The organism is Arthrobacter sp. Marseille-P9274 (assembly GCF_946892675.1).
Lineage (GTDB): Bacteria > Actinomycetota > Actinomycetes > Actinomycetales > Micrococcaceae > Crystallibacter.
The window spans coordinates 964679-977000 of sequence record NZ_CAMPOV010000001.1 but is presented as its reverse complement, the minus strand read 5'-3'; the positions used below and the strand labels follow the sequence as shown (position 1 = coordinate 977000).

At 69.0% G+C, this 12322-nt stretch carries 10 protein-coding genes and 1 tRNA gene; 1 reads left to right on the top strand and 10 read right to left on the bottom strand.

Going from position 1 to position 12322, the window contains the following annotated elements; genetic code table 11:
* Nucleotides 1–22 precede the first annotated feature (22 nt).
* From OC550_RS04390 to OC550_RS04350, 9 genes are all read right to left on the bottom strand, one after another.
* A tRNA-Asn gene (locus OC550_RS04390) sits at nt 23–95 on the bottom strand.
* Nucleotides 96–263: 168 nt separating this feature from the next.
* Nucleotides 264–2495 (bottom strand): DNA primase, encoded by a 2232-nt coding sequence (gene dnaG, locus OC550_RS04385; protein WP_262104078.1) that lies wholly within the window; start codon nt 2493–2495, stop codon nt 264–266.
* Nucleotides 2496–2646: 151 nt separating this feature from the next.
* Nucleotides 2647–3906: a deoxyguanosinetriphosphate triphosphohydrolase gene (locus OC550_RS04380; protein WP_262106249.1), complete on the bottom strand. Its 1260-nt coding sequence runs from the start codon at nt 3904–3906 to the stop codon at nt 2647–2649.
* A 28-nt stretch (nt 3907–3934) separates the two neighbouring features.
* Entirely contained in the window at nt 3935–5116 is a 1182-nt protein-coding gene (dusB, locus tag OC550_RS04375; protein WP_262104077.1) for a tRNA dihydrouridine synthase DusB, read from the bottom strand.
* Between the two features lie 65 nt (nt 5117–5181).
* Nucleotides 5182–6612, bottom strand: a complete 1431-nt coding sequence (locus OC550_RS04370; RefSeq protein WP_262104076.1) for a YibE/F family protein — start codon at nt 6610–6612, stop codon at nt 5182–5184.
* A 3-nt stretch (nt 6613–6615) separates the two neighbouring features.
* Complete coding sequence (locus OC550_RS04365; RefSeq protein WP_262104075.1) at nt 6616–7527, bottom strand: GNAT family N-acetyltransferase; 912 nt, start codon at nt 7525–7527, stop codon at nt 6616–6618.
* A 42-nt stretch (nt 7528–7569) separates the two neighbouring features.
* Nucleotides 7570–8958, bottom strand: a complete 1389-nt coding sequence (locus OC550_RS04360) for a glycine--tRNA ligase (RefSeq protein ID WP_262104074.1) — start codon at nt 8956–8958, stop codon at nt 7570–7572.
* Nucleotides 8959–9159: 201 nt separating this feature from the next.
* Entirely contained in the window at nt 9160–10299 is a 1140-nt protein-coding gene (locus tag OC550_RS04355) for a hypothetical protein (RefSeq protein ID WP_262104073.1), read from the bottom strand.
* Nucleotides 10296–11294 carry a DMT family transporter gene (locus OC550_RS04350; RefSeq protein ID WP_262104072.1) on the bottom strand — a complete coding sequence of 333 codons (999 nt, stop codon included), beginning with the start codon at nt 11292–11294 and terminating at the stop codon, nt 10296–10298. Before OC550_RS04350 ends, OC550_RS04355 begins: the two co-directional genes overlap by 4 nt.
* 62 nt (nt 11295–11356) lie before the next feature.
* On the opposite strand from OC550_RS04350, the gene OC550_RS04345 reads away from it, so the two are divergent.
* Complete coding sequence (locus tag OC550_RS04345) at nt 11357–11593, top strand: RNA-binding S4 domain-containing protein (protein ID WP_262104071.1); 237 nt, start codon at nt 11357–11359, stop codon at nt 11591–11593.
* Nucleotides 11594–11652: 59 nt separating this feature from the next.
* Here the strand turns inward: OC550_RS04345 and OC550_RS04340 are convergent, their stop codons facing one another.
* Complete coding sequence (locus OC550_RS04340; RefSeq protein ID WP_262104070.1) at nt 11653–12303, bottom strand: alpha/beta hydrolase; 651 nt, start codon at nt 12301–12303, stop codon at nt 11653–11655.
* Nucleotides 12304–12322 lie beyond the last annotated feature (19 nt).

The following is a 12322-nucleotide window of genomic DNA, read 5'->3' as shown; positions in this document are numbered from 1 at the left end:
AGGACGGGCTCTTTATCTTTTGCTCCCCCGACTGGACTCGAACCAGTAACCCTTCGATTAACAGTCGAATGCTCTGCCAATTGAGCTACGGGGGAAAGCAGCAGAGACAACCTTACAAGGCTTTTTCCCGGAAATGAAATCCTGTTGAGCGGCAGCAACCGCTGTTCAGGACGCCTTTTTCCGAACCTCTCGGGCTCCCTCGGGCCTCAACGAGTTTACTAAAGAGCTGCGGGAAACACCAAATCGGCTCCCGCGGCCACGGGCTACTCGCTGCGCAGCGCCCGGCGCTGCATCTCCAGCTCCATCAGTTCCCGGTTCAGCCGCTGGAACGCCTCGGGGTCCGCTGCCGGGTCGGTGCGCTGCAATTGGCCCATCTTGTCCGCCTTGAGCTGCGTGATCTGGATGTCGAAGAGCCGGTTCAGGATTCCCCGGCAGTAGAGCCGGACGGCATCGTCGTTATGGGCCGGCAGCGGCGTGACCGCGAGCTCGGAGACCAGTCCCCTCAGTTCCTCGGGCACCGCCTGCCGCACGCTCTCGACCCATTGCGAGGGCGTCGCCCCGGCAAAACCGGCAGCCCGGATCGCCTCATGCACCATGGCGTGCGCCTGTGCCCGGAAGCGCGACACCGTGAAGTGCTGCCACTGTTCGGCGTCAAGCAGGCCCGGCTGCTGCAGGGCGACGATCAAGGCGTCGCGTTCCATTCGCACCGAGGGATCCCGCAGGTCCGGCAGGCTGACTACAGGCTTCGACGGGGCCGCATCTTCCGGATGACCGGCATAGGCGTCCGGAGCTGCGTAGCCGGCCTCCCCCGGGTAAGGGGAATGCTGCTGCTCGCGGCGCTCGACCGGGCGGCCCTGGCCGCCATACCGGCCGCCGTCACCCTGCCCGCCATAGCGGGAGCCATCACCCTGGCCGCCATACCGGGGGCCATCACCGTAGCCGCCATAGCGGGAGCCATCACCCTGGCCGCCATACCGGCCGCCGTCGGGGCGGCTCGGGGCGCCGGAATAGCCCCGTGGCTGGCTGCGGTCCTGGTGCTGGCTCCCTCCGCCTGGCTGTCCCTCCCCGCGGTACTGCTGGCCGGGGCCGGAGTGCTGCCGCCCGGGTTGCCGCTGCTGGGCGCCGGTTCCTTGCGGGCTGGCTGCGGCCGTGGCCGGCTGGTCCTTGGCCCGCTTGCCCGCGGCGGAAACGGCGCGCAGCACGTCTTCCACATCCACTCCGAGCCAGCCGGCGAGTTCGCGCGAGTAGGCGGGCCGCATCGCGGGGTCCCGAATCTGGGCCACTACGGGAGCGGCCGCACGCAAGGCCTGGACGCGGCCTTCCACCGTATCGAGGTCGAACCGCTTTAGCGTCGCCTTGATGGCGAATTCGAACAACGGACGGCGCGAGGAGATCAGCTCCCTGACCGCGGGCTCGCCGCGGGTCATGCGCAGGTCGCAGGGGTCCGCTCCGGTCGGCTCGACGGCCACGAATGTCTGGGCGATGAACCTCTGGTCTTCCTCGAACGCGCGCAGCGCCGCCTTCTGCCCGGCCTCGTCGCCGTCGAACGTGAAGACGACCTCTCCCCCGCTGCCGTCGTCGGACAGCAGGCGACGGGCGATCTTGATGTGGTCGGCGCCGAACGCCGTGCCGCACGTGGCCACTGCGGTGGTGATGCCCGCCAGATGGCAGGCCATGACATCCGTGTATCCCTCGACGACGACCAGCTGCCGGTTCCGGGCGATATCGCGCTTGGCCAGGTCTATGCCGTAGAGGACCTGGGACTTCTTGTACAGCGTGGTCTCGGGAGTGTTCAGGTATTTCGGACCCTGGTCGTCCTCGAACAGCTTGCGTGCGCCGAAGCCGATGGTGTCGCCGGAGATGTCACGGATGGGCCAGATCAGCCGGCCGCGGAAACGGTCGTAGATCCCGCGGTTCCCCTCAGAGAACATTCCGGTGAGCTTGAGTTCCTCGTGGGCAAAGCCGCGGCCGGTCAGGTGCTTGAGCAGCCCGTCCCAACCCTGCGGGGCATAGCCCACCCCGAAGTGGTCCGCCGCGGCCTGGTCGAAGCCTCGCCCCTCGAGGAATTTCCGGCCGGCGGCGCCGCCCGGCGTCAGGAGCTGGGCGCGGAAGAACTCAGCGGCGATCTTGTGCGCATCGAGCAGCCGCTGGCGCTTGCCGACGTCTTCACGGCGCGGCCCGGTCCCGCCGTCTTCGTAACGCAGGGTGTAGTTGATGCGGTGCGCGAGTTTCTCCACCGTCTCGCTGAAGGTGGTGTGGTCCATCTTCTGCACGAAGGAGATGACGTCTCCGCCCTCGCCGCAGCCGAAGCAGTGGTAGGTGCCGACCTGGGGCCGGACATGGAACGATGGCGAGCGTTCATCGTGGAAGGGGCACAAGCCTTTGAAGGATCCGATCCCTGCGGACTTGAGCGTGACGTAGCCGTCGACGATCTCCTTGATATCCGTGCGCTGGCGGACCTCGTCAATGTCTTCGCGTTTGATCAGTCCGGCCATGAGAACAGTTTAGGCAACCCCGCCAAATCGGCGCCCCGCCGCCCCGGCCTGTGTAGGCGGGGTCACTGACGGGAGGGCTCGCTTCAAGGACAAGGTTTGGCGGGCAGGATCCCAGCCGCGTCCCCCTCCTTAGCGGGCGGGCCGCGCTCCCTCAGAGCAGGGTGCGGTGCGAGCCCATGAGCCTCTCGTGCAGCGCGATGGCGGAAACATCGGTGAGGGACGCGATCTGGTCGATGACCACGCGGAGACGCGCACCGTCGTCGTCCGCGGCCTGCCAGTCCGCCGCGAACGCCTGCTCCAGGTGGCGGGCGCCGGTGGCATGCAGTTCGTGGACCAAGTCGGTCAGGATTTCCTGCTGGCGCTCGTAGATCGGCTGGCGGAGGTCAGCGGTCATAACGAACGTGGTCGCCAGGCCCTTCATGACGGCGATTTCCAGCACGGTCTCCTGCGGCACCACCAGTTCGGCGGCATAGCGGGTCAACGGGTCCGGCCCGTAAATGGCACGCGTGGCTACCATCGCGCTGGAGCAGAACCGGCCGATGAGCTGGCTCGTCATGTCCTTCAGCGCCGCCATGGACCTGCGGCTCCCGTCCGCTTCCGGCACCCAGACCCCGGACTCCTGGAGCCTGGTCAGCGCGGCATCAACCTCCGCCGGGTCCGTGTGCGGCAGGTACCACTGCCGGGTGTAGCCGATGACGCGGCTGCGGTGGTCGGCGGTGTCCATCCACTTGAGCTGGACGCGGCCGGCGACGATCGCGTCTTCGACGTCGTGCACCGAATATGAGATGTCGTCCGCGAGGTCCATCACCTGGGCCTCGATGCAGGACCGGCGCTCGGGCGCGCCCTCGCGCAGCCACCGGAAGACCGGCAGGTCATCCTCGTACGCGCCGAACTTGCTGGTGCGCTTGCCATGGATCACCGGCGCATCCGCGGCCGACCAGGGGTACTTGCTGGCGGCGTCGAGGCTGGCCCGGGTCAGGTTCAGGCCCGCGGGAGTGCCGTCCGGGCGCACAACCTTCGGCTCCAGCCGGGTGAGCAGGCGCAGCGTCTGGGCGTTGCCCTCGAAGCCGCCGATGGCGTGGGCGGCGGCGTTGAGCGCGGCTTCCCCGTTGTGGCCAAACGGCGGGTGGCCGAGGTCATGCGCGAGGCAGGCCGTGTCCACGACGTCCGGATCGCAGCCCAGGCTGCGGCCCAGCTCCCGGCCGACCTGCGCCACCTCGAGGCTGTGGGTCAGGCGGGTGCGGACGAAGTCGTCCGTGGACGGCGAGACAACCTGGGTCTTGGCACCGAGCCGCCGGAGGGCAGAGGAATGCAGCACGCGGGCGCGGTCCCGCTCGAAGTGCGTGCGGTAGGTGCTCTTGGCGGGCTCCGCCACCCAGCGTTCCTGGTCCGTGTCCGTGTAGCCCGGCATCAGCGGGGCGGGCGTCAGCGCCACCTGCTTAGCCACCGGAGACGTCCAGTTCGGCCGCGGAGATCATGGCCCGGTGGTTCTCGTCCAGCTCCCGGCTGTTCAGCCAGCCGTCCGGCAGGGCCGGCCGTTTGGGTGTGCCGGCCCGCCCGCGCGGTCCTTCGGCGTCCGCGCCGGGATACGGGGCGGCCGGATCCAGCTGGTCCAGCAGGCCGCGGAGGACCTCGAGCGTGGGCACGGCGGCCAGCGCCGCCCGCAGTTCGCCGCCGACCTGGTAGCCCTTGAAGTACCAGGCCACGTGCTTGCGGATGTCGCGCAGGGCCTTGCCCTCGTCCTCAAAGTAGTCGACCAGCAGTTCGGCGTGCCGGTGGAAGCTGTCCGCGACCTCTTTCAGCCCGGGCCGGAAGCGCCGGTCCGTGCCCTCGAACGCGGCCTGCAGATCGCCGAAGAGCCAGGGCCGCCCCTGGCAGCCGCGGCCGACGACGATGCCGTCCACGCCGGTCTGGCGCACCATCCGGACGGCGTCTTCAGCGCCCCAGATGTCTCCGTTGCCGAGGACGGGAATGTCCGGCAGGGCTTCCCGGAGCCGGGCAATCGAATCCCAGTCCGCCTCGCCCGAGTAGAACTGGCTGGTGGTGCGTCCGTGCAGTGCGACGGCGGCAACACCGGCGTCGCGCGCGATCTTGCCGGCGTCGATGTACGTCAGGTGGTCCTCGTCGATGCCCTTGCGCATCTTGATGGTCAGCGGAATGTTGCCCCGGCCGGCCTCGCGGGTGGCCGCCTGGACGATCGCGGTGAACAGTTCCGTCTTCCACGGCAGCGCCGAGCCGCCGCCCCGGCGGGTGACCTTGGGCACCGGGCAGCCGAAGTTGAGGTCGATGTGGTCCGCCCGGTCCTCCTCGACCAGCATCCGCACGGCGGCTCCGACCGTCTTCGGATCGACGCCGTACAGCTGGACGGACCGGACCTTCTCATCCTCGTCATGCGAGATGATGCGCATCGATTCGCGGTTGCGCTCCACCAGTGCGCGGGAGGTGACCATTTCGGCCACGTAGAGACCGCCGCCGTACTCGCGGCAGAGCCGGCGGAAGGCCTTGTTGGTGATGCCGGCCATGGGAGCCAGGACCACCGGCGTGTCGATGGTCAGCGGCCCGAGCTTCAGCGGAGGGAGCTCCAGCCGGGTGGCGGAGGCGGGTACAGCGGTAACAGTCACCTGCCTATTCTCTCAAATCCGGGCAAATCCGTGCCTGCGCCTGTGGACGGGCGCCGGGGAGAGTCCTAATCCGACTCGGCACGCCGCCGGGCCCGGCGGGTCAGCGGCCGCTCCGCAGGCCTGCCCGCCGTCACCGGACCGCCGCCGGGGACGGGAACCGTGACGGCGCCGTCGTTCCCGTCCGGATACTCTGCTGCAGGGCGCGCCGCGATGGTGGAAGAGGCGTTCAGCGCTTCGCCGCCGGCCACGCCTACCGTGACCTCCTGGGGGCGCCGGAGGCCGGTGGCCTTGACCACCAGGACCGCGATGAGCGTGGTCATCGGGATGGCCAGGACCAGGCCGATGGAACCGACCAGGGTCCGCACGATCTCTTCGGCCAGTTCCCCGCTGGAGAGCGTGTCGAACAGCGGCCGCTCATAGAGCGAGACCAGGATGAGCACCGGGAGCGCGGCGCCGGCATACGCGAACGCGATGGTGTAGACGGTGGAGGCGATGTGGTCGCGGCCCACGCGCATGGCTCCGGTGAACAGCCGGCGCGCGGAGGCCTGCGGCGCCAGCTCGTACATCTCCCAGACGGCCGAGGACTGTGTGATGGTCACATCGTTGAGCACGCCGAGGCCCGAGATGATCAGCCCGCACATGATGACGCCGGAGAGCGAAATCGTGTCCGCCATGTTGACCAGTTGGTAGGTGTCCTCGTCCCCCACGCCCGTCAGGTAGGCGGCGTCCGTGGCCCAGCCGGCCATCAGCGCCGTCACGCCAAGGCCGAACATGGTGCCCAGCAGGGCCGTGGAGGTCCGCGCCGAGAAGCCGTGCGCGAAGTACAGTACCCCGACCATGATCACCACCGAGCCGATCAGCCCCAGCAGCAGCGGCGGTTTACCCTCGACCAAACCGGGCAGGACGAACTGCGCCAGCACCACGAAGGCGCCGGCCAGGCCCAGGATCGCCCGGAAGCCGCGCCAGCGGGCCACCGCCACAACGACGACGGCGTACAGCACCGCGAGCAGCACCATCGGCACGCTGCGGACGAAGTCGACGAAGATCAGCGTGTTCGGCTGGTCCGGCATAATCCGGCTGAGGTCCAGGTAGCGGATGGAGTCCCCGGCCTCCACCCCGCGGGACTGCGCGATCTCCGGGGTGATCTCGACCGGCTGGAGCGCGCCTCCCGACTTCGGCTCGGTGTAGGCCACCATGCACTGCTGGCCTTCGCCGCCGGCGTCGATCGCGGACTGCGAGGACGGGCAGGTCTCGGTTTCCACGCGCTGCACCGTGCCGGTCTCGAAGGAGACGCCGGGGGCCGTGGCGTACGGGTCCACCACGGTCACGCCGGAGCGGTCCCCGGACGGCCACAGCGCGATCACGCCGATCAGGGTCAGGACGGTGACCGGCAGCAGGATGGCCGCGAGCAGCAGGTTGGCCTTGCGCCTGGCAGCGAGCGTCGCCGGGTCGGGTGTGGCGTCCGCGTCGTGCGTGTGGGTGTGCCCGTGTCCCACGCCTCAGTCGCTGACGATGACGGTGGCCGGGCCAGTCCTGACCGCCGTGCCCGCCGCCAGCAGCGGCTCGAGCACGGCGACGACGGCGGTCATCGAGTCATCGACCTCGACCTGGACCGGGTACTGGTGGACCAGCATCGCGAGCAGGCTGCGCACGGCCCGCTCGGCCTCCGCCGGCGCCAGTGCGGTGTCATAGCCCAGCAGCACGTCGGCCGGGGCGTCGGTTCGCTCCTGGGTGTAGCTGACGGCGAACGCGCTGATGGTGCCGCCCTGGTCCTTGGACGCACTGCGCAGCACCACCGCTCCGGAAGCGCCCGCGGCGTCGTTGAGCAGGATCTGCTGGGCACGGCCCAAGGTCATGTCCGCCCGGTCCCACACGTGCACGGAATTGTAGAAGTCCGTGACCGCCGTCGTCAGTTCCACCGAACCGGTGGCAGCTTCTTCCAGGCGCGGTCCGCCCTCCGCGGCCAGGTCCGGCAGCGGCAGGGCGCCGGGCTGCACCGTGACCACCCGCGAGGTCTGGATCGGGCTTAGCCCGGCGGCCGCGGCGAATCCGGCGCCGCTGCTATCCGGCACCACCTTTGCGCGCAGCCTGGTCACGCCCGACGGCAAGTGTTCGGCTTCCCCGCGCAGCATGCCCAGGAGCGTGGTTGCCACCCCGGCTCGGCGGTGGTCCTTGGCCACTTCGACGTAGGCCCAGAGCCGCTCGGGGTGCAGGCTCGTCTCGTAGACCACGCCCGCGGCGACCGGAACACCCTGGTCCTCGGCCACGATGCAGCGGGACCAGGGCGCGTCGGACGAGGGGCGCAGGACCGCGCGAAAGTGCTCCGCCTGGGTGGTTTCCGGGTCGCCCCAGATTTCCAGCAGGGCCAGGTCGTCGCCGTCGCGCCACTGCCGGTAGTTCAGGTCAGCCATGTTGCTCCTAGGAAGTTGCGTCGCTTGTGCTGCCGGCGCGGTTCAGGCCCCGACGAGGCGGCCGGCCAGGTAGCTTTCCACCTTGTCCAGGCTGACCCGGTCCTGCGACATGGTGTCCCGCTCGCGGATGGTCACGGCCTGGTCCTCGAGCGTGTCGAAGTCCACCGTGATGCAGAACGGCGTGCCGATCTCGTCCTGGCGGCGGTAGCGGCGGCCGATCGCGCCGGCGTCGTCGAACTCGATGTTCCAGTTCCGGCGCAGCTGGGCGCCGAGTTCCTTCGCCTTGGGAGAGAGGTCCTCGTTGCGGCTCAGCGGCAGCACCGCGGCCTTGACCGGCGCCAGCCGGGGGTCAAGCTTCAGCACGGTGCGCTTGTCCACGCCGCCCTTGGCGTTCGGGGCCTCGTCCTCGGCGTAGGCGTCGACGAGGAAGGCCATGAAGGAGCGCGTCAGGCCGGCCGCCGGCTCGATCACGTACGGGGTGAAGCGCTCGTTGGTCGCCTGGTTGAAGTAGCTCAGGTCCGTGCCGGAGTGCTTGGAGTGGGTGCTCAGGTCGAAGTCCGTGCGGTTGGCGATGCCTTCCAGCTCGCCCCATTCCGAGCCCTGGAAGCCGAAACGGTATTCGATGTCCGTGGTGCCCTTGGAGTAGTGGCTGAGCTTGTCCAGCGGGTGCTCGAAGAGGCGCAGGTTCTCCGGATTGATGCCCAGGTCGGTGTACCACTTCAGGCGGGTTTCGATCCAGTACTTGTGCCACTCTTCATCGGAGCCGGGCTCGACGAAGAACTCCATCTCCATCTGCTCGAACTCGCGGGTGCGGAAGATGAAGTTGCCGGGGGTGATTTCGTTGCGGAAGCTCTTGCCGATCTGGCCGATGCCGAACGGGGGCTTCCGCCGCGACGTGGTGAGCACGTTGTTGAAGTTCACGAAAATGCCCTGGGCGGTTTCCGGGCGCAGGTAGTGCAAGCCTTCTTCGCTGGCCACCGGCCCCAGGAAGGTCTTGAGCAGGCCGGAGAATTCCTGCGGTTCGGTCCATTCGCCCTTGGTGCCGCAGTTGGCGCAGGCGATGTCCTTCAGGCCGTTCTCGGCCGGCCGGCCCTTCTTCTCCTCGTACTCTTCCTCGAGGTGGTCTGCACGGTAGCGCTTGTGGCAGCTCAGGCACTCCACCAGCGGGTCGGAAAAGACCTCGACGTGGCCGGAGGCCTCCCAGACCTGGCGGGGCAGGATGACGGAGGAATCGAGGCCGACGACGTCCTCGCGGCCGCGGACCACGGACTGCCACCACTGGCGCTTGATGTTCTCCTTGAGCTCGACGCCGAGGGGGCCATAGTCCCAGGCCGAGCGGGATCCGCCGTAGATCTCGCCAGCTTGGAAGACAAAGCCGCGGCGCTTGGCCAGCGAGATGATCGGATCAAGCTTGGATTTGGCAGCTGCCATCAGGTGGTTCTCCAGTCTCTGCAAGGGCCGCTGGGTGCGGTCCGTGGCGTGTCAAAGCGCCGGGCCGTTTCCGCCGATGCCGCTGTGGGCGGCGGGAAGGGCCGGGCGCTGCCGTTGGTGCGTAGCAAAGCTACAAGGCTAGCCTACCGAAGTGGCCCGCGGCCGCCCGACAGGGACGGTTGCATGACGGGACGCGCTGCTTCAGGGAAAGCCGACGATGCCGGTGCGGCCGGTAATCCGCCGGGCCAGGCTCTCCATGGTCAGCCGGTCGTTGTCCATGCCCGCGTGGTCATGCGCGTCGCTGCGGCTGTCGGCCGGTCCTCGCAACCGGGGCGACCAGATCGCTTCGGCCGCCGTCCCGCCGGCGAAGAGCGCCGTCAGTTCCGGATCGGCGGCCACGTTCTCCTCGAGGCCGAGCAGCGGGGTATCCGGCTGTTCCTCCAGGGCGTGGTAAATCAGGTACAGCAGCGACTTGTTGTAGAACGTGATGCCCAGGACTTCGCACACGTCGTCGAGGGCACGCTGCCGGCCGAGGCCGAACTGCGACAGCACCCTGATCCGGTTGCCAAGCAGCGGCAGCAGGCCGGTCTTGAAGTCCGCCGCCGTCAACACCGGGTCCAGCAGCGCCAGGGAATCGAAGGCCCCGACGCCCTCTTCAAAGGCCGCCCGCAGGAAGCTGGACTGGAAAATGGCCCCGGCGCTGTGGCCGACCGCGTGCAGCCCGACGGCCCCGGCGTGGGTCCGGCTGAAGGCCGCGAGCCGGCGGGCGACGTAGCGCGACCCGCCTTCGCCGGCGACGCTGCCCGCCTTGGCCCCGGCGCGGGCGGCGCTGGCCTTGATGTCGGCCCAGACCGCCGGGCCCCCGGCGCGCCGGGCCACCCATTCAACGAACGCGTCGGCGGTTTCCTTCAGCGGCGGCAATGCCCGCGGCATCAGAGTCGGCACCGGCGCGGCGGCGCTCACGCTGCCCGCCCGCATCAGGCTCAGCGCCGGAAACAGCCCGAACCGCTGGGCACCGCGCCGGATCCGTTCGGCCAAGACCCGCAGCAGGCCCGTTTCCCAGACGAAGTAGACCGGGTAGACCCCGTTGGCCAGCCACCACTGCACCTGCCGGGCCGCCGCTTCCAGCCCGGTCTTCTCGTCCACCAGTCCCCCGTGCGCCCAGAACACCACGGGAACCGGAGCCGTCCGGCCCTGCACGAAGCGGGGCAGGTGCCGGTCAAAAATCCGGTCGACGTCCGCCGGGCTCGTGGAGGCCAGCCCGCCCGGCACCAGCCGGCCGTTGCTCAGGTTCACCAGGTGCGGGCGCAGCCCCTCGAAGCTGCCTGCCGGTTCGCTCACAGCCTGCCCCGTCCGGCGGTCCGGCGGCGGAGGACGGCGAACGAGGCGCGGGGCCAGGGCAGGGTGGCGAGCACCACCGCAACCAGGGTCAGCACCGTGCCCAGGACGGTCGCCGTCGTAATAATGGTGCCGGGTGCGGGGACGAGCATGTCGAGCAGCAGCGAGCCCAGCACCTGCCCGGCGATCATCCCGAGTCCCGTGAGCAGGACGCCGAGGGACCGGACCAGCACGGTCGCGAAGTTGATGAAGAGGCAGCCGATGGGACCGCCGAGGTAGTACCACCACTCGGCCGGGAGCGGGTTGCCCGGGCCGGCCACGGCCACCTTGACCAGCCACGCTATGTACAGCAGCACGGTCCCAACGATGAAGTTGACCATCGTGGCCGGAAAGGGCGAACCGTAGTGCGCGGACTGGGTGCCATTGAAGGCCTGCTGGAAGCTTTGCAGGAACCCCGCCGCCAGCGGCAGCAGCACCAGCGCGAGCCAGCTGGCCGGGTCGGTGCCGGCGGAAAACTTCGGCGAGACCGCCCAGGCGACGGCGGCCACGGTGAGCAGTGCGCTCAGTACGCGGAGGGGCGTGATGCTCCTCTTCCCCGCGGGCCCGAGGCCCAGCCGGTCCACGAGCAGGCCGCTGACTGACTGTCCCGTGACCGCGGCGACGGTGAAGAGCGCAATGCCGATCAGCGCGACGGTGACGCCCTGGCTCAGCACCAGGAGGGCTCCGCTGGCGCCGGCCAGCAGGTACCACCACGGGAACTTCCGCGCCCGGACCGCCGGCAGCACGCGGCGCATCCCGGAGCGGGCGCCGGGCGCGAACGCGCAGATCAGGACCATCAGCACCAGTCCGGTGCTGAAACTGACGACGGCGGCCGCCAGTCCGTCGTCGAGCCTCGCCCCGAGCGCACCGTTGATCCGGCCCTGAACCGGCATCGACAACCCCGCAAACAGGGCCAGGGGCAGGCCGACGGCGAGGGGCATTTTAGGGTTCATCGGCACACATTCACCCTATCGTCCGGCGCGTGGCTCCCCGGGAGCGCCCGACGCGGCATGATGGAACCATGGCTGCTGACGATATTGACGGAATTGAAGATGTCCACATCCGCGACGAGATGATCCGCCTGGGCCAGCTGCTGAAGCTGGCCAACCTGGCCGAGGACGGCCTGCAGGCCAAGGAGTTCATCGAGGACGCCCAGGTCCAGGTGAACGGCGAGACCGAGACGCGCCGCGGCCGGCAGCTCCACCCCGGGGACACGGTGAGCTTCGGCGGGCGGACGGTGCGCGTCGCCCGCGGCTGAGCGGAACGCTAACGACGGCGAGGGGACGGTATGCGCCGTCCCCTCGCGTTGTTCCGCGGCTACTTTGCGTTGAGCACCTTGTAGGTCAGGAACTCCTTGACGTGCGCCAGTTCCTGGGCGTTGATGCCGTGACCGATGCCGGAGTAGAGCACCTTGGTCAGGTTGACGTTCTCGTTGAGCCACGCGTGGGTGAACTCGATCTTGTCCGGCGTGATGACCTGGTCCGCCTGGTCGCGGCCCCAGAACACGGCGGGCTTGAGCGACTTGACCGCTTCGTCCTGGAAGAAGGCATCGCTGTCGGCGGGGATGACGAAACCGGACAGTCCGACGACGGCGGCGATCTCGTCCGGGCGATGGCGCATGACGGAGGTGGCCACGGCCATGCCCATGGAGAAGCCGAGGACCGAGACGCTGGAATGCTGGTCCTTGACGGAGTCCAGCCAGCTCCACACGTCCGCCACGGCGCCGGTCACCTTGTCCACGGAGAAGTCGGGCTCATGCATCAGCGGGAACCAACTGAAGCCCGGGCCCAGCGCCACCGGCGCGCGGACGGCGGCGACGGTAAACTCTTCGGGAAGGCCGGGAACCAGGCCCATGAGGTCCTGTTCGTTGGAGAGGTAGCCATGGAAGAGCACGAGCAGCGGCGTGCCGGCACGCTCGGCCTCCGGCTTGGACCAGACAACGACGGGCTTGTAAGTAGTTTCGGTCATTCCGCCATCATCCCATACG

Coding starts and splice junctions, on each gene's coding strand:
- dnaG (WP_262104078.1), bottom strand. CDS start 2,495: ATGGCCGGACTGATCAAACGCGAAGACATTGACGAGGTCCGCCAGCGC.
- OC550_RS04380 (WP_262106249.1), bottom strand. CDS start 3,906: ATGCCGGGCTACACGGACACGGACCAGGAACGCTGGGTGGCGGAGCCC.
- OC550_RS04365 (WP_262104075.1), bottom strand. CDS start 7,527: ATGGCTGACCTGAACTACCGGCAGTGGCGCGACGGCGACGACCTGGCC.
- OC550_RS04360 (WP_262104074.1), bottom strand. CDS start 8,958: ATGGCAGCTGCCAAATCCAAGCTTGATCCGATCATCTCGCTGGCCAAG.
- OC550_RS04345 (WP_262104071.1), top strand. CDS start 11,357: ATGGCTGCTGACGATATTGACGGAATTGAAGATGTCCACATCCGCGAC.
- OC550_RS04340 (WP_262104070.1), bottom strand. CDS start 12,303: ATGACCGAAACTACTTACAAGCCCGTCGTTGTCTGGTCCAAGCCGGAG.